Genomic DNA, 26,372 nt, shown 5'->3' with positions numbered 1-26,372 from the left:
ACGTGTCGATACGACAGTTTGAACTCATCCAGGCTTAGACCATCACGGGCAGGGCGGCAATTGAAGATACTTCATACGACGGGAAGTATTTGAAAAACCATACAGAAAAGTTAATGAATTTTTAAGGAAAGGAGATTATGTTGGCGCGGTGACTGTTTTTTTTCAGGAAATCCCATGCGCACTAAATATACAAGCCTGCAAATCACGATTCACTGGCTGGTGTTTTTGTTAATCGCCGTCGCATACAGCGCGATGGAATTCAGAGGCTTTTTCCCGCGTACTGACCGTCCGCTTATAAACATGATCCACGTTTCCTGCGGGATCTCGGTTCTGGTGCTGATGGTGGCGCGATTGTTGATCCGCCTCAAGTTTCCCGCACCGCCCATTCAGCCGAAACCCAAAGCGATGATCACCGGTATGTCCCACCTTGGGCATCTGATTGTCTATCTGCTGTTTATTGCGCTGCCGCTGATTGGCATTGTGATGATGTATAACCGCGGAAACGACTGGTTCGCCTTCGGTCTGGCGATGCCGCACGCGGCGGAGGGGAATTTTGACCTGGTGGATGTGCTGAAGGAGTGGCATGAGACGCTGGCAAACCTGGGCTATTTCGTGATTGGTCTGCACGCGGCGGCGGCGCTGATGCATCACTATTTCTGGAAAGATAATACTCTTCTGCGCATGATGCCGAAAAAGCGTCAGTAGTGCTGAAACATTGTCGCCGCCTTTCTTGCCCGGCGGCGCTTCGCTTGCACGGGCCTACAAACGGCTCTGAATCGTAGGCCGGGATCGCTACGCGTCACCCGGCTTGTTTTTTAACCCAGCAGCGCGCGCTCTTCATCAGTTAACGCCAGCGTCTGCGTTGACCCCGTCTCTGACGATATCACCGCCGCTTCCAGAACAGCCATGACCGCTAACGCCTCGACAGGATGAACAGGATTGGTGATTTTCCCGAGCAGTGCATCACGTACGTTGACGTAATACTGGCGCTGATCGCCTTTCGGGGTCGGGATCGCCTGCGGTTCGCCGTCAGCCCCAAAGAACACCAGGCTGTCGTCGTCTTCGCCCCAGGCGTCGCTGCCGGGGATCACGCCAGCAAGCAGCTGCGCTTCCTGCTGGTCGATTCTGGCTTTCACCACGCTGCCTTTGTCGCCATGGACGGTAAAGCGCGCCGTACCTCCAGCCACCAGCATGCTGGCGTGCAGAACCACCTTATGTTCCGGGTAATTTAAGACCACGTGCGCCCAGTCGTTAATCTCTGCGCCGTCGCGCAGCGTTGCGATATTTCCCTGCACAGAATCTGGCAGGCCAAACAGCTGAAGCGTCTGGTCGATCAGGTGCGGCCCCAGGTCAAACCACAGCCCGCTGCCGGGCACGTTCTGCTCGCGCCAGCGCACGCGCACTTCCGGGCGGAAGCGGTCAATATGCGACTCCAGATGCTTAACCTTGCCGAGCGTACCCTGCTCGATAATTTGCTTAATGCCGAGGAAATCGCTGTCCCAGCGACGGTTGTGGAAAACGGAGAGCAGAAGCTGCTTTTCATCCGCCAGGGCAATCAGGTCCCGGGCTTCCTGCATATCAAGAGTGAAAGGCTTATCCACGACCACGTGTTTACCCGAGTTCAGGGCCAGCGTCGCCAGCGGCGCGTGGGTGGCGTTAGGGGAGGCAATCACCACCAGGTCGATATCGGGATGCTGAATGGCCTCTTCCGGGGTTGCCACCACCTGTACGTCCGGCAGATCGCGTTTAACCTTCTCTTCATCACGGGAAGAGACCACCGCCAGCTTAAGCCCGTCCACGGACTGGATCAGCGGGGCATGGAACGTTTTCCCCACAAATCCATACCCGATCAGCGCAATGTTGATTGTTTGAACTTTACTCATGACCTTCTCCACGTTAATTCACGCACACCGTGACCTGCAATGCGCCTGGGTCCCCAAGTTCAGGCCAGGGACGATCTAAAAAGAGTTGATGAATGTCGGTTAACCCGGAGACCAGATACGGTTCGCAGCGGTTAACCTTCAGGTGATCGGCGACAATCCAGCCAGCATGGCTGGCGGCGAGCATCGCGCGTTTTACCTCGGCATCTGCTTCTTTACCGGCGCTTAAACCGAGTTCGGCATGAAGGGCGCACGCCCCAAGAATGGCGATATCTGCCCGATAGCGGGACAGCAGGGACAAGGTGGCGCTTCCGGCAAACAGGCGCTGCTTCCGGTCCCAGTTTCCGCCGAGCAGAACAAGCTCTATGTCCTCCCGGTCACTAAAATGCTGGGCGATATCCAGCGAGGTAGTGATCACGGTGTGAGGCCCCTGTAGAAAAGTGGCCACGGCCATCACCGTGCTGCCGGCATCCAGAAACAGGGTGGAACCCGGCGGAACCGCCTGCGCAACCCGTTTCCCGAGGCGCTGCTTGGTTTCCGGCAGCAGGGTATTGCGGCCCTGACGATTCATGGCCGAAAGATTGAGTGCAATTGCCCCGCCGTGATTCTTCTGGGCAAGGCCCTGATTTTCCAGATCGGTTAGATCCCGACGAATAGTATCCGCTGAAACCTGCAGCTTTTCTGCCAGTTCGGTGATGCTGGCCTGACCTTGTTCACTGAGAATATCAAGGACATAGCGCTGACGTGCGGTTTTGTGCATGGCAGTAATCCTGCAAAATGTCGCAATAGTTTGCATAATACAGCATTTTAAAGCAGAGGGAAGGGTGAGAATGGAAATGCAATGACGACGAGAGAAATCGTTCAGATAGGTGATTATTGAAATTATATTAAACAGATATCATTAAGCCGTTCTGAATGTTAACGAGAGTGTTACTGTTTTGTTTTTATTAATGATTTGGATTATGTAACCAGTGCGCAACCCTTAATAGAATTAATATTCTGATAAAAACAATATTGATAGCATTTAATTTCTTACATTAGTTTTTTAATGGAATTTAATGTCAACATAAGTGTGTTGGTTACTTAAATTGACACTTCTTTGAAAATCTTTGTGTCTGACCCGCCGAGAAATTAACGCAAAAATGTACGCAGAGGAGATTAAGAATTTTCCTTAAATAACAGAGGGTTTTGATGTTTCATCTGAAAGGCCATTTTCGGAGTTTTGTCCAGAAACCCCATGTTTTTTCTTATTTGTAACACCACATTAACATTACGGGTGTAGTGGCCTATACCACATTTTGTTATGCTGCAAATCAACTTAAGAAATAAGTAAATTCTTATTTTTAATAAGACGAAGGCGTTTCTCATCTCCAATGGAAATGGGTATGGGACGTTTTACCTGAAATTCAGTGAGGGAGCGAAAAAGATATTTGTCTAATTATCTATACCTCTTTTTGGGTAATTGTTTTGAGTATCACTCAGAGTCAGGGAGATAAAAATGACGATATTGCACAAGCCTGTGTCACGCCAATTTATAGCTGCGCTGGCATTAATTTCACTAGCCATTAATACGGCTTACGCCAATAGTCGCCAGGTGGGTATTGCCCCGGTGGCAACGACAACCTTAAAAGAAAGTATCCTTTTTGCTATCGACCGCGACCCCTCTGTTAGCCAGCAGGCCGCGCAGTTAGGTATTGGTCAGGCACAAATAGATGAGGCGCGCAGCGGCTGGATGCCGCAAATAGCCTTAAACGGGAGCACGGGGCACAGCCAGACCACCGATTCCAGCGGTTCGCTGAAGAATTCTGCGGCCTGGGGGCTGAGCCTTACCCAGCTGATATACGATTTTGGCAAGACCAACAACAGCATCAGCCAGTCTTCCGCCCGGCGCGATAGCTACCGCTATCAGCTCATGAGCACACTTTCTGATGTGGCGGAAAAAACGGCGCTCGGCTACGTGGAGGTTAAACGCTATTCCGACCTGTTACAGGCGGCAAAAGATAACGTTCAGGCGCTGAAAAACGTGGAGCAGCTGGCCAAACTGCGCGCCGATGCGGGCGTGAGTTCCACCTCCGATGAGCTCCAGACCCGCACGCGGATTGCCGGCATGCAGGCGACGGTGGCGCAGTATAACGCCGCGTTGAACAGCGCCCGCGCGCGGCTCGCGGTATTAACCGGGATGCAGGCGGATAACTATTCGCCGGTACCCGCAAACCTTGCGGTTGAGCCGGATTCGCTCAACCGCATTGATTATTCGTTGATACCGGCGGTAATGGCTGCGCAAAACATGGAACGTTCTGCCCAGTATGGCGTTGAAACGGCGAAGTCCCAGCACTGGCCAACCCTGAGCCTGAAAGGGGGACGCACGCGTTACGAATCGGACAACCGTTCCTACTGGGACGACCAGATCCAGCTCAATATCGATGCACCGCTTTATCAGGGCGGCGCGGTATCCGCACGCGTGCGGCAGGCTGAAGGCGCACGGGCGATGGCGTCCTCTCAGGTCGATCAGGCGCGTTTCGACGTGCTGCAAAAGGCCTCCGTCGCACAGGCTGACTGGACCGGCGCACGGGGAAGAATGGAGGCCGGGAAGCGGCAGCTGGAAAACGCGCTGCGGGCCCGCGAGGTTTATAAAAATGAATACACCCTGAGCAAGCGGAGCATTAATGATTTGCTCAGCGTTGAGCAGGATGTCTGGCAGGCCACGTCGGCGAAAATAATTGCCGAGTATGATGGCTGGAGTTCGGCAATTAATTATGCTTCCGCGGTTGATAATTTAATGCCGCTTATTGGAATAGAGAAAAACGCTGCCGCAAAATTACCCGATTTGAGTTAACAAAAGCCACGCATAGCTGCGCGAAATAAGTCTGAAAATAATGGGTGTTTTTTCCCAGGGATAGCTACATCCGTCTGGTGGACATATCCACAGGAATTCGTACACCTGCAAGGAGAAGAATATGAGTAACGTAAAGGTTGTTGATGTCATCATTCGTAAAACGGCGGAGAAAACGAAATTAACCGGCGAAGGAAATCTGTCGGTGTCAATTTCATCGCCGAGCGTGATTGAAATTCAGGGCTCTGCTCAGGACGTGGTGCGTTATGTCCGCCAGGGTAAAGACCTTCTCATTTATATGAAGGACGGCAGCGTTATTCGCTGCAATAACTATTTTGTCGAAGATCCTGACACCCAACATCAGTCAGAGCTGGTGTTCAACGACGGGCAGGAGCTGACTCATATCTCTTTTGCCGATACCGGTGAAGCGTCAGGCGTTGCCGTCACTGAATTATCCGCGCAGGCCACACCCATTAGCAGCATTGAACCCTTCCTGGAGCAGGGAAGCGTCCTGAGCGATGCGCCGTGGGGCTGGATTGCAGGGGCGGCATTAGGCGGTGGTGCTATTGGCGCCCTGCTGGCCCACGGCGGAGATGGCGAAACAAAAACCAAAGTTATTGATAATACGAAGGAAGTAGAAAGCGCCACGCCGACCTTTTTGCTGTCGGACAAGGTGGGCGACAAGCAGGGAGTACTGAGCGCAAACGCGATCACGGACGACAACGCGCCGACCTTTAGCGGTACCGGTCAGCCGGGCGCGACCATCCAGATTAAAGACGGCAGCGGCAGCACCATCGCCAGCGCGATGGTCAGTAAAGACGGTACCTGGACGGTAAAACTTCCGACCCAGGCCGACGGAGAGCACACCTGGTCGGTGGTGCAGATCGACGGCAGTAAAACCACCTCTGCGGGCAGCATCACCGTGACCGTTTCCACGGCTGAGGCCACGCTTGCGCTGGCGACAACGGCGGGGGACAACGTGATTAACGCCAGCGAACAGTCCGCAGGCTTTACGCTCTCCGGCAGCAGCCAGCATCTGGCTGAGGGAACCGACGTTTCCGTGACGCTGAACGGTAAAACCTACACCGCTCAGGTGGGGGCAGACGGCGCGTGGGGCGTTAACGTGCCTGCGGCAGACGCGCAGGCGCTCGGCGACGGCACCTGGACGGTCAACGTCAGCGGCAAAGACGCGGCGGGGAATACCGTGAGCGGAAGCCAGACGATTGGCGTGGATACTGCCGCGCCAACCCTCTCCGTCGATACGCTCGCGCAGGACAACATCATTAATGCCGCCGAGCACAACCAGCCGCTGACGCTGAGTGGTAAAACCAACGCGGAAGCCGGGCAGATTGTGACGGTGACGCTAAACGGCAAAAATTATAACACCACGGTGGGCAGCGACGGCACCTGGTCCGTCACGCTGGCGGCCAGCGAGGTGCAGGCCCTTAATGAGGGAAACCATACCCTGACGGTGAACGTCAGTGACAAAGCGGGCAACGGCTCGTCCGTGACTGCAGATTTCACGGTGGATACCACCGCGCCGGTCGTCACCATCAATACTGTCGCGGGTGACGACATTCTGAACACCGGCGAGCAGGGCCAGGCGCAGATTATTTCCGGGCAGGCGAGCGGCGCGGCGGCAGGGGATGTCGTCACCGTGACCGTTGGCGGCCAGATCTTCACCGGCGTAGTACAGGCAGACGGCAGCTGGAGCGTGGGCGTTCCTGCCTCCGTCATCGGCGCGCTGGGTGAGGGCAACCACACCATTGCCGTCTCCGTCACTGATGCGGCGGGGAATACCGGTAGCGCCACGCACGGCATTTCGCTGAGCGGCAACCCGCCGGAATTCACGATTGACGCCATCAGCCAGGACAACGTGCTGAATGCCCGGGAGGCGATGCAGCCGCTGAGCCTGACCGGAACCAGCAACCTGCCGGACGGCAGCGCCGTCACCGTGACGCTGAACAACGTCAACTATCACGCTACCGTCGAAAACGGTATCTGGGCGGTCCAGGTGCCGGTGTCCGACGTCCTGAATCTGGCGAACACCCTTTACACCGTCAGCGTCAGCGGCACCGACAGCGTGGGCAACAGCGGCTCTGCCGGGGCGACGCTGCTGGTGGATACCGTGCTTCCGCAGGTTATTATCAACACCTTTGCGGGCGACAACCTGGTCAATAACGCCGAAGCGGGCGTGGACCAAACCCTCAGCGGCCGCGTTACCGGCGCGGCGGCGGGCGATACGGTGTCTGTTACCGTGGGCGGCAAGAGCTACAGCGCCACGGTGGGCAGCGATCTGACCTGGAGCGTGAAAATCCCGTCAGCGGATCTTCAGGCGTTTGGCGACGGTGATTTAACCTTCACCGCATCGGTGACCAATTCGCACGGTAATACCGGCACCGGCGAGCGCGATATCAATATCAACGCGGAACTGCCGGGGCTGCGCGTAAACACCATTTCCGGCGATGACGTTATCAACGCCATCGAGCAGCAGCAGGACCTGACCGTCACCGGCGCCAGCACCCACCTGGCCGCGGGCACGACGATCGTCGTCACCATTAACAACGTCGAATATAACGCCGTGGTTACTGCCAGCGGCGGCTGGAGCATTGGTGTTCCTGCTGCGGACCTGCAGGCCTGGACGGCGGGAGAGGTGACGGTTAGCGTCAGCGCAAAAGATGCCTGGGGCAATACCGTTGCGGCTGAACACCCGATTGAACTCGATCTCAACGCCGTGGCGGTCACCATTGATACCGTCTCCGGCGATGACCTGCTGAATGCGGCTGAAAAAGGCAGTGATTTAACCCTTTCCGGCCAGACGCAGGGCGTGGAGGCGGGGCAAACCGTGGTGGTGAAATTTGCCGACCAGACCTTTACCGCGCAGGTGCAGCAGGATGGCTCCTGGAGCCTGACCGTGCCCGCCAGCGCCATGGAAACGCTGATTGACGGGCGCGCGCAGGTGAGCGTCAGCGTCACTAACATCAGCGGCAACAGCGCGGACGCCGCGCGCGTGGTCACGGTGGATACGCAGCCTCCGGCGATTACGCTCGATAACCTGACCGACGACAACATTATCAACGCGGCGGAAGCGCAGCAGGATTTAGCGTTAAGCGGCAGCAGCACGGCGGAACCTGGCCAGACGGTCACCGTGACGCTGAACGGCAAAAACTATCAGACCACCGTCCAGGCGGACGGAACCTGGCAACTGAGCGTGCCCGCGGCCGACGTGGGCGCGCTGGCAGACGGCATTGTTACCGTGAAGGCAACCGTCAGCGACGTGGCGGGCAACACCAGCAGCGCCGATCGCGTGGGTCTGGTGGACGCAACCGTACCGCAGGTAACCATTAACGAGTTTGTCACCGCCACCAACACCGTTAATCAGCTCGCCCATTCACAGGCGCAGATCCTGAGCGGCTCCGTCACCGGCGCGGCAGCGGGCGATCTTGTGACTGTCACCATTAACAGCGTGGATTACACCACCGTGGTGGACGCGGCGGGCAACTGGAGCCTCGGCCTGCCCGCGTCCGTCGTGCAGGGGCTGGCGGACGGCACCTGGACCATTAACGTCTCCGTGACCGACCAGTCCGGAAATACCGGCAGCAGCTCACTGGACGTGGTGGTGAATACCGTGACGCCAGCTATCGGCATTAACACGCTGGCGGCGGACGATGTGATCAATGCGAAGGAGAAAGGCGAAGATCTGCAGATCTCCGGCTCCAGCAACCAGCCGGAAGGCACGACCATTACCGTGACCCTGAACGGTATCCACTATACGGCCACCGCTGACGCCAGCGGCAACTGGAGCGTGACCGTGCCTGCGGCCGCGGTCAGCGCGCTGGGCGAAGCGAATTACACCGTGACGGCGAGCGTCACCGATAGCGTGGGCAACAGCGCCTCAACCTCACACGACGTGCTGGTGGACAGCTCGCTGCCGGTTGTAACGATCGACGCGCTGGCGGGTGACAATGTCGTTAACGCGGCGGAAGTGGCTGCAGGGCAAACCCTGACCGGCAAGGTGACGAATGCGGCGCCAGGTGACACTGTCACGATTACTCTTGGCGGCCAGACATACACTGCAACCGTGCAGGACGATCTCTCCTGGAGCCTGCCGTTAACCCAGAGCCAGCTAACCGCGCTTGGCAACGGCGATTTGACCGTATCCGCCAGCGTTACCAACGCGCACGGCAATACCGGTTCGTCTTCGCTGGACTTCACCATCGACGCCCAGCTGCCGGGACTGCGTATTGATACCGTCGCAGGTGACGACGTGATCAACGTGATTGAACACGCTCAGAACCTGATTGTGTCCGGCACCAGCACCGATCTGGCGGCGGGCAGCACAGTGACCGTGACCATCAACGGCAATGCCTATTCCGCCACCGTGCTGGCGGACGGCACCTGGAAGGCCGCGGTACCAGCAGCGGACGTGTCCCAGTGGGCGGACGGTTCGCTCACCATCAGCGCCAGCGCAAAGGATGCCTCCGGCAACCCGGTGACCATCGGCACCGTCGTGGACGTCGATCTCGCGCCTGTCGCCATCACCATCAGCAGCGTGACCGACGATAACGTGCTCAACGCGGCGGAAAAAGGCCAGGACCTGGTGCTTTCCGGCTCCACGTCCAACGTTGAAGCGGGTCAGACCGTAACCATCACCTTCGCCGGTAAAACCTATACCACGACGGTGGATGCCAACGGCGACTGGACGTACACCGTTCCGGCAGCCGATCTGAGTGGACTGAAAGACGGCGACGCCAGCGTGCAGGTGAGCGTCACTAACGTCAACGGCAACGCGGCTTCGTCTGCGCAGGAATTCAGCGTCGATACCGCCGCGCCGATGGTCACGATTAACACCATCAGCGGCGATAACATGCTGAACGCGGCAGAGGCGGCGCAGGATCTGACCCTGAGCGGGACCTCTACTGCCGAGGTGGGCCAGACGGTCACCGTGAACTTCAACGGCAAGCAGTACAGCGCGCAGGTTCAGGCGGACGGCAGCTGGACGCTGGACGTGCCGGCAGCCGATCTGGTGGGTATTTCCGACGGCAGCGCCACGGTCACCGCTTCCGTTTCCGATAAAGCCGGCAACCCGGCCAGCGCGGATGCTTCCGTGCTGGTGGATACCACCGTACCGCAGATTAGCTTCAACATCGTCGCGGGCGACGACATCGTGAATATTGCCGAGCACGGCCAGGCGCTGATCGTCTCCGGTAAGGTGACGGGCGCGCAGGCGGGCGACGTGATTACCGTCACCCTGAACGGCAAAGACTACACCGCCATGCTGGACGCGTCCGGAAGCTGGAGCGTGGGCGTTCCGGCGACGGACGTGGGCGCGCTGACAAACGGCGACCAGACGATTTCCGCGACCCTCACCGATAAAGCCGGTAACAGCACCACCGCGACGCACGAGTTTGACGTCTCCCTGACCGCGCCGGTGGTTGCCATCAATACCCTGGCGGGTGATGACGTGATCAATGCGGTAGAGAAAGGTCAGGATCTGCAGGTGTCCGGTACCAGCAACCAGCCTGAGGGTACCACCATTACGGTGACCCTGAACGGCATCAATTACACCGCTACTACCGACGCCAGCGGCAGCTGGAGCGTCACCGTTCCGGCGGTAAACGTATCTGCGCTGGGCGAAGCGAACTATGCCGTGACGGCAGCAGTGACCGACGCGGCGGGCAACAGCGCAAGCGCCAGCCATGACGTGCTGGTCGACAGCGCGCTGCCGCAGGTGTCCATCAACCCTGTTGCCACGGACGATGTCATTAACGCAGCGGAAGTGGCTGCCGGGCAGACTCTGAGTGGCAAAGTGAGCGGTGCGGCGAGCGGTGACACTGTCACTATTTCAATCGGCGGCAATACGTATACTGCCACCGTTCAGGACGATCTGAGCTGGTCGGTCAACGTGCCGTCCACGGTCTTAACCGCCATCGGTAACGGCGATCTGACGGTGTCAGCCAGCGTCACCAACGGCCACGGCAACACCGGCTCCGGCGAGCGCGACATCACCATTGATGCCAACCTGCCGGGCCTGCGCGTCGATACCGTGGCGGGCGACGATGTCATCAACAGCATTGAGCACGCTCAGAACCTGATTATCACCGGCTCCAGCGACGGCCTGGCAGCGGGCGCGGCGTTAACAGTCACCGTCAACGGCAAAACCTACGCCGCAACGGTGCTGGCGGACGGCACCTGGACGGCGGCCATTCCGGCGGCAGACGTCAGCGCGCTCGGTGCAGGCACGGTCACCGTGAAGGTCGAGGGGAATAGCGCGGCGGGCAACCCGGTCTCCATCAGCCATGACGTGACGGTGGATCTGGCGGCGGTCGCCATCAGCATTGACGCGATTGCCACCGACGACGTGATTAACGCGGCGGAGAAAGGCGCGGACCTGGTGCTGTCCGGCTCCACCACCAACGTAGAAGAAAACCAGACCGTCACCATCACCTTCGGCGGCAAGTCGTACACCGCGACCGTGGATGCCAGCGGCAACTGGACGGCGACCGTACCGTCTGCCGATTTGGGCAGCCTGAAGGACGGCGATGCCAGCGTGCAGGTGAGCGTCACCAACGTGAACGGCAACAGCGCGTCGGCAGGCCGCGAGTACAGCGTGGACGCCACCGCGCCGACGGTGTCTATCGAGATCGTCAGCGACAACAACATCATCAATGCGGCCGAGGCGCAGCAGGATCTGGTCGTTAACGGCGTAACTAACGCCGAAGCGGGCCAGACCGTCACCGTGACGCTGAACGGTGTGAACTACATCACCACCGTACAGGCAAACGGCAGCTGGAGCGTGACCGTGCCTTCCGCGGATGTCGGCGCGATTACCGACGGTAACTACACCATTAGCGCGGCGGTCTCCGATAAGGCGGGCAACCCGGCCTCTGCGGATCGCGACGTGCTGGTCGATACCACCGTCCCGCAGCTGACCATTAACACCGTTTCCGACGACGACGTGATCAACAGCGCCGAGCACGCTCAGGCCCTGATTGTCACCGGTTCCGTGACCGGCGCGGCTGCGGGCGACGTGGTCACCGTTACCCTCAATAACAAATCGTACACCGCCACCCTGGACGCCTCCGGCAACTGGAGCGTGGGCGTACCTGCAGCAGACGTTACCGCTCTCACCGCCGGGGACTACACCATCACCGCGGCGCTGACCGATAAGGCGGGCAACAGCAACAGCGCCACGCACGGCGTGGAGGTGAACCTGACCGCGCCGGTGCTGACCATTGACACCGTTTCCGGTGACGATGTGATCAACAATACCGAGAAAACCCAGGAACTGACGATCTCCGGTACGGCCTCCGGCCTGGCGACGGGCGCGGTGGTGACCGTGATGCTGAACGGCAAAGCGTACAGCGCGCAGGTAGACAGCAACGGAAAATGGACCACCACCGTTCCGGCTAGCGAGGTAGGTCAACTGGGCGAGGCGCTTTACACCGTCACCGCATCGGCGACGGACAGCGTTGGCAACAGCACCAGCGCGTCGCACGCCGTGATCGTCGAGTCCGTTCTGCCGGGGATTATCATCAACACCGTCGCGGGTGATGACGTTATTAACGCGGCGGAGCTGGCAGCCGGCCAGACCATCAGCGGTAAGGTGGTGAACGCTGAGGCGGGCAACACCGTGACTGTGACGATTGGCGGCAACAGCTACACCGCAACGGTGCAGAGCGATCTCACCTGGTCCGTGAACGTGCCGTCCGACGTGCTGACCGCGCTGGGTAACGGCGATCTGACCGTGTCAGCCAGCGTTACCAACGACGTGGGCAATAGCGGAACGGGCGAGCGCGAAATCGTTATAGACGCTAACCTGCCGGGCCTGCGCGTGGATACCGTGGCGGGTGACGACGTGATCAACAGCATCGAACGTACTCAAAACCTGATTATCACCGGCTCCAGCGACGGCCTTGCAGCGGGCGCGACGCTGACCGTGGCCGTAAACGGCAAAACCTATCCGGCGACCGTGCTGGCCGACGGCACCTGGAGCGCGGCTATTCCGGCGGCAGACGTCAGCGCGCTGAACGCAGGCACAGTCACCGTGACCGTCACGGGCCAGAGCAGCGCGGGTAACCCGGTTTCCATCAGCCACGATGTGACGGTGGATCTGGCAAGCGTCGCCATCAGCATTGACGCCATCGCCACCGATGATGTGATTAACGCGGCCGAGAAGGGCGCGGATCTGCTGCTCTCCGGCACCACAAGCAATGTGGAAGAAAACCAGACCGTCACCATCATCTTCGGCGGCAAGAGCTACACTGCGACCGTAGGCGCCAACGGCAAGTGGACCGCCACGGTGCCATCAGCCGATCTGGCGGGCCTGAAAGACGGCGACGCCAGCGTGCAGGTGAGCGTCACCAACGTCAACGGCAACAGCGCCTCGGCGGGCCGCGAGTACAGCGTGGATGCGACCGCGCCGTCCGTGACCATAAACACCCTGGCGACGGACGACATTCTGAACGCGACGGAGGCGAAAGCCGATCTGACCGTGTCAGGCACCAGCACCGCCGAAGCGGGCCAGACGGTCACCGTCTCGCTGAACGGTAAAGACTACACCTCAACCGTCAGCGCAGACGGCAGCTGGACGCTGAACGTTCCGGCGGCGGACCTGGCAGGATTAACCGACGGCAGCGTGACTGTCACCGCATCGGTAAGCGATAAAGCGGGTAACCCGGCGTCCGTGGATCACAACCTGGCGGTAGATATCACCGCGCCTGCGGTGACCATCAACACCGTGGCGGGCGACGATGTCATTAACATTGCAGAGCACGGCCAGGCGCAAATCATCAGCGGTACCGCCACCGGCGCGGCAGCGGGTGATAAGGTCACCGTCACGATTGGCGGCCAGACTTACACCACCGTGCTGGATGCGGCGGGTAACTGGAGCGTGGGCGTACCGGCGAACGTGATTTCCGGCCTCAGCGACGGCACCGTGACCGTCACGGCGTCAGTCACCGACGCGGCGGGCAACACCGGCACCGGCACGCATAACGTGACCGTCGATACCGGGCTGCCATCGGTGGCCTTCAACGCCATCAGCGACGATAACGTTCTGAACGCGGCAGAAAAAGGTCAGGATCTGAACGTCAGCGGCACCAGCGCCAACCTTGCGGAAGGCACCGTGGTGACCGTAACCCTCAACGGTAAAAACTACACGGCGACAACGGCGGCAGACGGCACCTGGAGCCTGACGGTTCCGGCCGCCGATCTGGCCGGCCTCGGCCAGGCTAACTACACCCTGAACGCGACCGCCACCAACGGCGTGGGCAACAGCGTGAGCAACACCGCGAACCTGCTGGTGGACACCGCGCTGCCGACCGTCACCATCAACACCGTGGCGGGCGATAACGTCATCAACGCGGCGGAAGTGGCGGCAGGCCAGACCCTGAGCGGCACCGTGGCGAATGCCGAAGCGGGTAACGCCGTGACCGTCACCCTCGGCGGAAACACGTACACCGCAACGGTGCAGGACGATCTGACCTGGTCCGTGAACGTGCCGTCTGACGTGCTGGCAGCCCTGGGCAACGGCAGCCTGAGCGTGACGGCGACCGTCACCAACGGCCACGGCAACACCGGTTCCGGCGAGCGCGACATTGCCATTGACGCTAACCTGCCGGGCCTGCGCGTCAATACCGTGGCGGGCGACAATGTCGTCAACAGCATTGAGCACGCGCAGAACCTGATTGTCACCGGTTCCAGCGACGGGCTGGCATCGGGCACGGCGCTGACGGTGACCGTCAACGGTAAAGACTATGTGGCGACGGTGCTGGCGGACGGCACCTGGAGTGCGGCGATCCCGTCCACCGACGTGAACGCGTGGCCGGAAGGCACCGTCAAAATTAGCGTTACCGGCGACAGCTCGGCGGGCAACCCGATTACCATCAGCCACGACGTGACGGTGGATCTGGCGACCGTTGCCATCAGCATCAATTCCATCGCTACCGACGACGTGATTAACGCGGCGGAGAAGGGCGCGGATCTGGTGCTGTCCGGTGCGACCACCAACGTGGAAGCCGGGCAGACCGTGACCATCAGCCTGAACGGCAAAATCTATAGCGCGACAGTAGACGACAGCGGTAACTGGACCTGGACCGTGCCGTCTGCGGATCTGGTACACCTCAAGGATGGCGACGCCAGCGTGCAGGTGAGCGTCACTAACGTGAACGGCAACAGCGCCTCGGCGGGCCGCGAGTACAGCGTGGATGCCACCGCGCCGTCCGTGACCATCAATACCCTGGCATCCGACGATATTCTGAATGCCGCAGAAGCGCAGTCCGATCTGACCATTTCCGGCACCACCACCGCCGAAGCGGGCCAGACCGTGACCGTGACGCTGAACGGCAAAGACTACACCACAACCGCAGGCGCGGACGGCAGCTGGACGCTGAACGTTCCGGCGGCGGATCTGGCATCGCTCGGCGACGGCAGCGTCACCGTGACGGCGAGCGTCAGCGACAAGGCGGGCAACCCGGCGTCGGTTGATCACACTCTGACGGTGGACGTGACCGTGCCTGCGGTGACCATCAACACCGTGGCGGGAGACGACGTGATTAACATCGCTGAGCACGCTCAGGCGCAGATCGTCAGCGGCACCGCCACCGGCGCGGCAGCGGGCGATAAGGTCACCGTCACCATCGGCGGCCAGACCTACACCACCGTGCTGGACGCGGCGGGCAACTGGAGCGTCGGCGTACCGGCCAGCGTCATTTCCGGCCTCAGCGACGGCACCGTAACCGTCACTGCGTCAGTCACCGACGCGGCGGGCAACACCGGCACCGGCACGCATAACGTGACCGTCGATACTGGCCTGCCGTCCGTGGCGTTCAACGCCATCAGCGGCGACAACGTGCTGAACGCGGTGGAGAAAGGCCAGGACCTGAGCGTCAGCGGCACCAGCGCCAACCTGGCGGAAGGCACCGTGGTGACCGTGACCCTGAACGGTAAAAACTACGCGGCGACGACAGCGGCAGACGGCACCTGGAGCCTGACCGTTCCGGCAGCGGACCTTGCGGGGCTGGGCGAAGCGAACTACACCCTGAGCGTCGCCGCCACCAACGGCGTGGGCAACAGCATCAGCAATACGGCGACCCTTCTGGTGGACACCGCGCTGCCAACCGTCACCATCAACACCGTGGCGGGCGATAACGTCATCAACGCGGCGGAAGTGGCGGCAGGCCAGACCATCAGCGGTAAGGTAGCGAACGCGGAAGCGGGCAACACGGTAACCGTGACTGTCGGCGGCAACAGCTATACCGCAACGGTGCAGAGCGATCTGACCTGGTCCGTGAGCGTGCCGGAATCCGTCCTGACAGCGCTGGGCAACGGCGATTTGACCGTGTCGGCGACCGTCACCAACGGCCACGGCAACACCGGCGCGGGCGAGCGCGAAATCGTTATAGACGCCAGCCTGCCGGGTCTGCGCATTGATACCGTGGCGGGCGACGATGTGATCAACAGCATCGAGCACGGTCAGAACCTGATTGTCACCGGCTCCAGCGACGGGCTGGCGGCGGGCACCACGCTCACCGTGACCGTCAATGGCAAAACCTATGCGGCCTCCGTGCTGGCAGATGGCAGCTGGAGCGCGGCGATCCCGGCGGCAGACGTTGGTGCCCTTGCTGCGGGCACGGTCACCGTGACCGTTGCTGGCCAGAGCGCGGCGGGCAACCCGGTGACCATCAGCCACGATGTCACCGTCGATCTGTCTGTCGTTGCCGTCAGTATCGATGTGATTGCCACCGACGACGTGATTAACGCGGCGGAGAAAGGCGCGGATCTGGTGCTCTCGGGCAGCACCTCGAACGTGGAGGAAAACCAGACCGTTACCGTTAACTTCGGCGGCAAGACGTACGCCACGAAAGTGGACGCCGACGGTAACTGGACGGCAACCGTACCGTCTGCGGATCTCGCGGGCCTGAAAGAGGGCGATGCCAGCGTGCAGGTGAACGTCACCAACGCGCACGGCAACAGCGCCTCGGCGGGCCGCGAGTACAGCGTGGATACGACCGCGCCTGCCGTGACCATTGATACGGTGGCCGGTGATAACGTGATTAACGCCAGTGAAGCGGCTGCGGGCGTGACCGTCTCCGGTACCACCACGGCGGAAGCCGGGCAGACGGTCACCGTGACGTTGGGCGGTAAGAGCTATACCGCGCAGGTGCAGCAGGGCGGCATCTGGAGCGTGAACGTGCCGGGTACAGACCTGTCCGCACTGGCGGATAACGGCTACACCGTGCAGGCCAGCGTGAGCGACGCCGCGGGTAACCCGGGCAGCGCGGGCAAGACGATTACGCTTGATACCACGCCGCCGACCGTCAGCTTTAACGCTGTCGCGGGCGATAACGTCATCAACAGCGTGGAGCACGGGCAGGCGCAGATTGTCAGCGGCACGGCAACCGGCGCGAGCGTCGGCGATAAGCTGGTCATCACCATCGGTTCGAACCAGTACACCACCACCGTTGACGCCAGCGGTAACTGGAGCGTGGGCGTTCCGGCCAGCTTGATTTCCGCGCTGACCGACGGCACCGTGACCCTCAGCGCGACGATTACCGACAGCGCGGGCAACAGCAGCACCCGCACCCACGATGTGGAGGTCAATACTGCATCGGTCGTGCTGACAGTTAACACCATCAGCGGCGATGACGTCATTAACGCGGCAGAAGCGGGCAGCTCACTGGTGATTAACGGCTCCAGCGCCCAGTTCGCCAGCGGAACCCAGATCACCGTGACCCTGAACGGCAAGAGCTATACGGCCACCATCCAGAGCGACGGCAGCTGGACGACCACCGTTCCGGCCGCAGACGTGGGCGCCCTGGCCGATGGCGCGAGCTATCAGGTGTCTGTGTCGGCGCAGGACAGCGCGGGCAACAGCGCGTCGGCGACGCACGGCATCAGCGTGGATACCACCGCGCCGGTCGTGAGCATTGCGACGCTGTCCGGCGACGACATGCTGAACGCGCTTGAAACGCAGCAGCCGCTGACCGTGCACGGCTCCTCCAGCGCGGAGGCGGGCCAGAGCGTCACCGTTTCCCTGGGCGGTAAGACCTACACCGCCACCGTGGCAAACGACGGCACCTGGACGCTCGACGTGCCGGCGGCAGATCTGGCCGCCCTGAGCCAGGGCGCGCTGACGGTCACCGCATCGGTCAACGACAAAGCCGGCAACGGCGGCCAGACCACGCATACCTTAACGGTAGACACCGTCGCGCCAACCGTGACCATCAGCACTGTCGCGGATGACGATATCGTCAACAACGCGGAGCAGCTGGCGGGCCAGACGATCCGTGGTACCACCACGGCGGAACAGGGCCAGACGGTGACCGTCTCCTTCAACGGACACAGCTATCAGGCAACCGTTGGGGCGGACGGATCGTGGTCGGTCTTCGTGCCGGGCCGCGATTTCCTCGGCCTGAGCGACGGGGATTACACCATCACCGCTTCAGTAAGCGACAGGGCGGGCAACCCGGGCAGCGCAACGCACGACGTGACGCTGAACGGCGATGTCCCAACCATCACCATTAACACCTTTGCGCAGGACGATATCGTCAACGCCGCCGAGCACGGAACGCCGCTGATTATCAGCGGCACCACCGACGCCCCGGCGGGCCAGACGGTGACCATCACCCTGAACGGTAAAACCTATACGGCGACCGTGCAAAATGACGGCTCCTGGAGCTACACGCTGGGCAGCGCAGACGTGGCCGCGCTGGCGGACGGCGGTTCGTACGTGATTAACGCGCAGGTCAGCAACGCCATCGGCAACAGCGCCAGCGATAACCACACCGTCACGGTGGATCTCACCGCGCCGTCGATGGGCATCAGCATTGATTCGCTGCAAAACGACACCGGCCTGAGCGCGAGTGATTTCATCACCAACGACGCTCAGGTGGTGGTCAACGGCTCGCTGACCTCGCAGCTCGGCAATAACGAAAAGGCGCAGATCAGCCTTGACGGCGGCACCACCTGGATTGACCTGACCGTGACCGGCACCAGCTGGCGCTACACCGATGGTCGCACCCTGACGGACGGTACGTACCAGTACCAGGTGCGCGTTATCGATAACGCGGGCAACGTCGGGGCGACGGACAGCCAGGACGTGGTGATTGACCTGACGAAGCCTGTGGCAACGACGATTACGGTCGATTCCATCACCCAGGATACCGGCCTGTCCGGCAGCGACTTTATCACCAGCGACAACCAGATCAGCCTGAAAGGGACGCTCGGCGCGGCGCTGGGCAGCGGCGACCACGCGCAGATCAGTCTGGACGGCGGCGTTACCTGGATCGACGTCAGCGTCAGCGGCCTGAGCTGGACGTACGTTGATGGCCGCACGCTGGCCGACGGGGATTACAACTACCAGCTGCGCGTGATTGACGACGCGGGCAATATCAGCGCCACCGCCAGCCAGGTGGTGACCATTGATACGGTTGCACCGGACGCCAGTAAAACTATCGCCATCGACAGCATCAGCGACGATACCGGTCTGAGCGGCAGCGACTTTATCACTAACGATACGTCCCTGACCCTGCACGGCTCGCTCGGCGCGACGCTGGCGGACGGTGAGTATGCCCAGATCAGCATCGACGGTGGCGTTACCTGGCAGAACGTGATTGTTACAGGCAACAGCTGGTACTACGTGGACGGTCGCACGCTGGGTAACCAGACCTATGACTACTACGTTCGCGTTGTGGATGCGGCGGGCAACGTGGGCGCCAGCGCCCATCAGCAGGTGACCGTTGATACGGTCGCGCCGGATGCAGCGATTACGGTGACCGTGGATAACATCACCGTGGATACCGGGTTCGACAATAACGACTTCCTGACCAGTTCGACCTCGTACACGCTGCACGGAACGCTCGGCGCAGAACTCGGCGCGGGTGAATTCGTGCAGGTGAGCGTGGACGGCGGCAGCACCTGGGTGTACGCCACCGTAAGCGGTACGCAGTGGAGCTACAGCGACACCCGTACCCTGACCGACGGTAGCCATAACTATCAGGTGCGGGTCGTTGACCAGGCAGGCAACGTTGGGGCAACCACCTCGCAGGCGGTGACGGTTGATACCCAGGCGCCGCAGTACGGCATCACCATCGACAGCATCAGCGAAGATACCGGACAGTCCGGCAGTGATTTCATCACCATGGACACCACGCTGACCATCAATGGTTCGCTGGGCAGCGCGCTGGCAAACGACGAGCGCGTACAGATCAGCCTGGACGGCGGGAATACCTGGTCAGACGCCACGGTCACCAACCAGCGCTGGAGCTACACCGATATCCGCGATCTGCCTGACGGGGACTACACCTACCAGGTGCGGATTATCGACCAGGCGGGCAACGTTGGCTCCACCGCGTCGCAGGTGGTGACGGTGGACACCACGCCGCCTACCACGGTCGGCAGCGTAGTGAGCTATACCGACGGCGAAGGCGAGCGTCAGGGCACCTTTGGCAGTGCGGTGGCAACGGACGATAACTCGCCGCTGATCAACGGGACGCTTAACCGCGCCCCGGATGACGGTGAAATTGTTCAGCTCTACCGTGACGGCGTTCTGCTCGGCCAGGTGACCATGAATGGCAGCGCAAGCTGGTCCTTCCAGGACAACGGCCTGAGCGATGGCAACCACATCTACATTGTGCGCGTCACCGACAGGGCCGGTAACTACACGGAATCCGATGGCTTCGTGCTGAACGTGGATACCAGCATCCCGACCACCACAGCGGCGATTACCGCGCAGACTACGTCGGACACCACGCCGATCGTCAGCGGTACCGTCTCCGCTGACCTGGTGAACGGTGAATACCTGGTGGTAACGGTGAACGGAAAAACCTACACCTCCCAGACCGGCGGCGCGGTGGTGGTCGACCCGGATCATAACACCTGGTATCTGCAGATCCCGGATGGCGACGCCCTGAGCGTGGCGAGCTACAGCGTGACGGCGCAGGTGAAGAGCAGCGCGGGTAACGGCAATACCACCGGTACGGCGACGGGCAGCCTGGTGATTGATACCACCTCGGTGAATACCGACTGGGCGACCACGGCGGGGAACAGCAACAACTCGACCATGACCTTCGGCATCAACAGCAGCGGTCTGTGGAATATCATCGCTAACGGTCAGTCTTACTCCAGCAGCGATAGCTCGACCTATGCCGGCAATACGCTGACCAATACCCGTAACTACTACGTGGTGAGCCAGACCGCCGCCGACTTTGACCGTAACGGCACGCAGGATATCTTCGCGACGGAGACCACCTACTCGGGCTCTACGCAGGTGATGTGGACCTATGATGGCAGCACCTATAACGCCAGCCAGTTGGCAATGGGCACCACCATCTGGTACGGCGGCGTGATTGCGTACGATAAAACCGGCGATGGCTATCTGGATCTGGCGTACGGTGACTCAGGCGCGGACTCCATCACCTATTTGATCAACAACAACGGAGTACTCTCGCCTGACGGCACCTACGGCGGCGCGGGTTTCTGGGGACAGTTCACCACCATGCGTGAAATCTCCGGCGTCGATATTAACAATGACGGCACCGTGGATGTGGTTCAGCACACCAACCGCAGCGGCGCGAACTCGTTAACCGTGATCAACAACAACGGCAACGGCACGCTATCCATCGGCCAGAACCTGACCAACGTGTTTGTAGGGAACGCCTCGAATACCACCACGGCGGCGTCGATGACGTGGGCGGACTTCAACGGCGATGGCTACATGGATCTGTACCTGGGCAGCAGCTACAACAACAATGGCGGGGTAATCTACTACAACGACGGTACCGGGAAGCTCTCTGCCACCAAGAGCGCGGTGGAAGCCTCTAACGCCACGGCGGGGTATTTGTCGGTGGCGGTGGACTGGAACGGGGACGGGCAGATGGACATCATCAAGCTCAGCACCTACGGCGGTTCACAGACGGCGACGCTGTTCACTAACAACGGTTACGGTTCTACCTGGACCTCAAGCCAGCTGGCGTCCGGTATTGCCTACGCCACCGGTGTGGCGGCATTGGACTACAACTGGGACGGCGCGAAGGATCTGCTGGTGTCGCAGCAGAACGGCAAGGTGGTGCTGGTGCAAAACAGCGCCAAAATTGCTGACGGTACCGCGATGCACCTGCACATTGTCGACAGCGAGGGCATCAACGCCTACTACGGCAACACGGTCAATCTGTACAACGCCGCGGGCGTGCTGGTGGCCTCGCAGATCATCAACGCCCAGTCCGGTATCGGTTCGAACGATACCTCTGCGCTGGTGAGCTTCTACGGGCTGGATCCGAATGAAACCTATTCGGCCGAGATCCTGAAGATCACCAACGGCGTATCGGATAACGTCACATGGAGCGGCCTGGAGGCGGGCAATGGCAAAGAGGGCTATGTCCTGACGGCCGAAGCCGCCACCGGGGGCCACAGCGGGACCATTACCGGAACCGGGTATAACGACACCTTTATTGCAGAGGATGGCACCTATACCTACAACGGCTCCGGCGGCTGGAATACCCATTCCGACTACGACACCTGGAGCAACACTAGTGGGATGGACGTGGTGGATTACCGCAATGCGACCTCCGGCGTGACCGTTGACCTGCGCCTTTCAACCGCGCAGGACACCGGGTTCGGTACGTCACGACTGCTCAACATTGAGGGGATCAACGGCTCGAACTTCGACGACGTCATTACCGGCAACAGCGGTGATAACCAGTTCGAAGGCCGCGGCGGGAACGACACCTTCAATATCGGCAGCGGCGGTCACGATACGTTGCTCTACAAGCTGATCAACGCCTCGGATGCGACGGGCGGTAACGGTCACGACGTGGTGAACGGCTTTACGGTCGGCACCTGGGAAGGGACCGCGGACACGGATCGCATCGACCTGCGCGATCTGCTCTCCGGCAGCGGCTATACCGGCACGGGCTCGGCGAGCTACGTGAACGGCGTGGCCACGCTGGACAGCAGCGCGGGCAATATCAGCGATTACATCCGCGTGGTGCAAAACGGCAGCAATACCGAGATCCAGGTTGACCTGGACGGTACCGGCGGTCAGTTCTCGCCAACCACCCTGGTGACCCTGAACGGCGTGCAGACGGATCTGGCAACGCTGCTGGCTAACCATCAGCTGTTAATTGCGTAAAACAACGCCGCGGGGAGCGATCCTCGCGGTCTTTTGCGTTTCTTTACATGAATAGCCATAACCCTATATTTCACAAGATTATTTTGCGGGCTCGTTTAAAGAGTGTTCGAATTTTAATCACCCCGTAAAGGTATCATTTCAGGGCGAAATTATCGCCCTGGACAGGACGTAGCATTATGAAGACACATCCACAGTACGAACCCTGGCTGCAGGGCATGCTCATCATCGCGAAGCACTACCGGCTGGACTTTTCCGCGGAGCATGTTCGGGTCACGATTAACCATGAAAGCCAGTCTCCGCGCCAGCTGGTGCTGGAGGAAATGGCGCGCCAGCTTGGGCTGGGGATGCGTGTGGTGGCGGCCGAGGCGGTCTCTCTCGATCCATGGCGCCTGCCGCTTCTCGCGGAATTCACTGGCGGACAAATCGCGGTCATTAACCGCATGGACAACGATGGCAACGTCAGCCTGCAGTTCAGCGGCGACGGTGGGCTGGAGACGACGCTGACGCGTGACGAACTCGGGGCACGGTTAAAGGGGCTGATGGTGTTGCGCCCCCTCGAATCCACGCCGGATGCCCGCGTGGACGACTACATCAAACCGTATGAGAAAAACTGGTTCTGGCAGCTGGCGCTGAAGGACTGGCGACGCTACAGCGACATTATGCTGGTGGCGCTGGTGGCTAACGTGCTGGCGCTCTCCGGCATGGTCTTCTCCATGCAGGTCTATGACAGGGTGGTACCGTCCCAGTCGGAAGCCACGTTGTGGGTGCTGTTTGGCGGCGTGATGATTGCCATCGTGTTCGAATTCATCATGCGCATGCTGCGGGTGCATATTTCTGACGTGGTGGGGAAGCGCGCCGACCTGCGCATCTCTGAACGCGTTTTTGCCCACGCGCTGCGGATTAAAAACGGCGCGCGCTCGAAATCAACCGGATCCTTTATCGCCCAGATCCGCGAGCTGGAGTCGGTGCGCGAGCTGATCACCTCGACCACCATTGCGGCGATTTCCGATCTGCCGTTTTTCCTGCTGTTCGTCTTTATTCTGTGGATGATTGGCGGTCCGCTGGTGCTGGTGGTTCTGCTCGCCGTGCCGCTGTTGCTCATCCCCGGCCTGCTGGTGCAGCGCCCGCTGGGGAAGCTCTCCAGCGAAGGGATGCGCGAATCCGCCATCCGTAACGCCACGCTGGTGGAGGCGGTGCAGGGCATTGAAGACATCAAGCTAATGCGCGCCGAGCAGCGTTTCCAGAACCAGTGGAACAACACCAACGACGTGGCCGCCAGCGTCGGCATGAAGCAGCGCTGGCTGACGGGCCTGCTGCTCACCTGGACGCAGGAGGTGCAGTCCATCGTCTATGCGGTGGTGCTGCTGGTGGGCTGCTACCTGGTCATCAGCGGCGACATGACCACCGGCGCGCTGGTCGGGACCTCGATTCTGGCGTCGCGCACCATCGCGCCGCTGTCGCAGATTTCAGGCGTGCTCTCGCGCTGGCAGTCGGCAAAAGTGGCCCGCAAGGGGCTGGACGACCTGATGCAACGCCCGATTGACGATCCGCAACACGGCAAGAAGGTGCACAAAGCGCACCTGCGAGGCGACTATGCGCTTGAAGACGTCGGGTTCTATTACGACGAGGAAGAGAAACTTACCGTGCTCAACATCAGCAAGCTGCAGATCCGCGCCGGGGAGCGCGTGGCGGTGCTCGGGCGTAACGGCTCCGGCAAAAGCACGCTGCTGCAGCTTCTTGCTGGCATGCAGGAGCCGCAGCAGGGGAGCATTCTGCTGGACGATATTGCTCTCAATCACCTGGACCCGGCCGACCTGCGTCGCGACATGCAGCTGCTTAGCCAGCAGGCCCGGCTGTTCTTTGGCTCCGTGCGGGACAACATCCTGATGGGGAATCCGCTCGCCACCGACGATGAAATTCATCAGGCGCTGGTCAACAGCGGCGCGCTGGAGTTTGTGCGCAAGCAGAAAATGGGGCTGAACTATATCATCAACGAAGGCGGGGCTGGCCTGTCGGGCGGCCAGCGTCAGGCGCTGCTGCTGGCGCGCGCGCTGATCACTTCCCCTAATATCCTGCTGCTGGATGAGCCTACCGCCTGGCTGGATGAGATGAGCGAGAAGCAGTTTATTCAGCATCTTCACAAATGGCTGGGCAAGCGCCGGACGCTGGTGGTGGCAACCCATCGCCTGCCGATTCTGGACCTGGTCGACCGCATCATCGTGCTGGAAAACGGCAAAGTGGTGATGGACGGCCCGCGCGACGCGATCCTGCATCAGCACGGGCTGGCGCCGCAGAAAGCAGCGCAGCGTACTGTTACCATGAAAACGGAGGGCGTGGCATGAACGATTTCTCCCGTTTTAACAGCCGTCTGAAAGAGCCTCGCCTGCCGCGATCGTCACTGGTGGCATGGTCGCTGTTCGCCCTGATGGCGGTGTTTATCGCCTGGGCGAGCTTGTTCCAGCTGGATGAAGTCACGACCGGCAGCGGCAAGGTGATACCGTCTTCCCACGAGCAGGTGATTCAGTCCCTGGAAGGGGGGATTATTCACAGCCTGATGGTGCGCGAAGGTGACATTGTGGAACGCGGTCAGCAGCTGGCACAGCTTGACCGGACCAAAACCGAGTCCAGCGTGCTGGAGAGCGAGTCTCGTCTGAACGCGGCGCTGGCAACGGCTGCGCGTCTGAAGGCCGAAGTCAACGACACGGAGCTCGCGTTTCCCGAGGAGCTGGACGATGATGTTGAGCTGGTTAAACAGGAAACAGCGCTTTATCAGTCCCGTCGCGAGAGCCTTGAAAAAGGGCTGGCCGGCTTACGTCAGGGCGCCGAACTGGTCCAGCGCGAGCTGTCGCTGACCCGTCCGCTGGTCACCCAGGGGGCGGCCAGCAAGGTTGAGGTGTTACGTCTTGAGCGTCAAAAAAATGAGCTTGAGAACAAAATTACCGAGATGAAAAACCAGTATTACGTCCGCGCCCGCGAAGAGCTGGCGAAAGCCAACGCGGAGATTGAAGCCCAGCGTTCGGTGATGAAAGGGCGTGAGGACTCCCTGACCCGGCTGACCTTCAACGCGCCGGTGCGCGGGATCGTGAAGGATATTGACGTTACGACCGTGGGCGGCGTTATCCCTCCGAACGGCAAGCTGATGAGCCTGGTGCCGCTGGACGACCAGATGGTGGTTGAGGCGAAAATCTCGCCGCGTGATGTTGCGTTTATCCACCCCGGCCAGAAAGCGCTGGTGAAAATTACGGCCTATGACTACTCCATTTACGGCGGGCTGGAGGGCGAGGTGACCATGATTTCACCGGACACGTTGCAGGACGAGGTGAAAAGAGATGTCTACTACTACCGCGTCTACATCCGTACCGACAGTAACCATCTGACCAATAAGCAGGGCAAAGCCTTTCCGGTCTTTCCGGGCATGATTGCTACCGTTGATATCAAAACCGGCAGCAAAACTATCCTGGATTATCTGCTGAAACCGCTGAACAAGGCAAAAGAGGCGCTGCGCGAGAGATAAGGGTTGGCGTTCGGG

7 protein-coding genes and 1 pseudogene are annotated in these 26,372 nt (G+C 60.4%); 6 read left to right on the top strand and 2 right to left on the bottom strand.

Features of this window, described 5'->3' with window-relative positions:
* Nucleotides 1-174: 174 nt before the first annotated feature.
* Nucleotides 175-705, top strand: coding sequence for a cytochrome b561 (cybB, locus tag URZ40_RS00735; RefSeq protein WP_320719578.1), 531 nt, complete (start codon nucleotides 175-177; stop codon nucleotides 703-705).
* Between the two features lie 110 nt (nucleotides 706-815).
* On the opposite strand, the gene URZ40_RS00730 is transcribed toward cybB, so the two are convergent.
* Both URZ40_RS00730 and URZ40_RS00725 read right to left on the bottom strand, forming a co-directional pair.
* On the bottom strand, nucleotides 816-1,883 hold the full coding sequence (locus tag URZ40_RS00730; protein ID WP_116340045.1) for an oxidoreductase: 1,068 nt from the start codon (nucleotides 1,881-1,883) through the stop codon (nucleotides 816-818).
* A gap of 13 nt (nucleotides 1,884-1,896) precedes the next feature.
* Nucleotides 1,897-2,640 carry a DeoR/GlpR family DNA-binding transcription regulator gene (locus URZ40_RS00725; RefSeq protein ID WP_316379097.1) on the bottom strand — a complete coding sequence of 248 codons (744 nt, stop codon included), beginning with the start codon at nucleotides 2,638-2,640 and terminating at the stop codon, nucleotides 1,897-1,899.
* Between the two features lie 738 nt (nucleotides 2,641-3,378).
* Here URZ40_RS00725 and URZ40_RS00720 point away from each other — a divergent pair.
* The 5 genes and pseudogenes from URZ40_RS00720 (at nucleotide 3,379) to URZ40_RS00705 (ending at nucleotide 26,357) form a co-directional block, all read left to right on the top strand.
* Complete coding sequence (locus URZ40_RS00720) at nucleotides 3,379-4,716, top strand: TolC family outer membrane protein (RefSeq protein WP_163329275.1); 1,338 nt, start codon at nucleotides 3,379-3,381, stop codon at nucleotides 4,714-4,716.
* A gap of 121 nt (nucleotides 4,717-4,837) precedes the next feature.
* Nucleotides 4,838-21,160 (top strand): annotated as a pseudogene (locus URZ40_RS00715) (Ig-like domain-containing protein); the annotation flags it as partial.
* Nucleotides 21,161-21,211: 51 nt separating this feature from the next.
* Complete coding sequence (locus tag URZ40_RS23160) at nucleotides 21,212-22,843, top strand: FG-GAP-like repeat-containing protein (protein WP_407065505.1); 1,632 nt, start codon at nucleotides 21,212-21,214, stop codon at nucleotides 22,841-22,843.
* Between the two features lie 176 nt (nucleotides 22,844-23,019).
* Entirely contained in the window at nucleotides 23,020-25,185 is a 2,166-nt protein-coding gene (locus URZ40_RS00710) for a type I secretion system permease/ATPase (protein WP_316379100.1), read from the top strand.
* Nucleotides 25,182-26,357 carry an HlyD family type I secretion periplasmic adaptor subunit gene (locus URZ40_RS00705; RefSeq protein ID WP_316379101.1) on the top strand — a complete coding sequence of 392 codons (1,176 nt, stop codon included), beginning with the start codon at nucleotides 25,182-25,184 and terminating at the stop codon, nucleotides 26,355-26,357. The genes URZ40_RS00710 and URZ40_RS00705 overlap by 4 nt, the downstream gene beginning before the upstream one ends.
* Nucleotides 26,358-26,372: the final 15 nt, after the last annotated feature.

Source organism: Enterobacter sp. 296B2 (assembly GCF_034106185.1).
GTDB lineage: Bacteria > Pseudomonadota > Gammaproteobacteria > Enterobacterales > Enterobacteriaceae > Enterobacter > Enterobacter cloacae_N.
This window is presented reverse-complemented; position numbering and strand designations above follow the sequence as displayed.

Bases quoted from the DNA above. Each gene is read 5' to 3' on its own strand.
- cybB (WP_320719578.1), top strand. From the start codon at position 175: ATGCGCACTAAATATACAAGCCTGCAAATCACGATTCACTGGCTGGTG.
- URZ40_RS00730 (WP_116340045.1), bottom strand. From the start codon at position 1,883: ATGAGTAAAGTTCAAACAATCAACATTGCGCTGATCGGGTATGGATTT.
- URZ40_RS00725 (WP_316379097.1), bottom strand. From the start codon at position 2,640: ATGCACAAAACCGCACGTCAGCGCTATGTCCTTGATATTCTCAGTGAA.
- URZ40_RS00720 (WP_163329275.1), top strand. From the start codon at position 3,379: ATGACGATATTGCACAAGCCTGTGTCACGCCAATTTATAGCTGCGCTG.
- URZ40_RS23160 (WP_407065505.1), top strand. From the start codon at position 21,212: ATGCGTGAAATCTCCGGCGTCGATATTAACAATGACGGCACCGTGGAT.
- URZ40_RS00710 (WP_316379100.1), top strand. From the start codon at position 23,020: ATGAAGACACATCCACAGTACGAACCCTGGCTGCAGGGCATGCTCATC.
- URZ40_RS00705 (WP_316379101.1), top strand. From the start codon at position 25,182: ATGAACGATTTCTCCCGTTTTAACAGCCGTCTGAAAGAGCCTCGCCTG.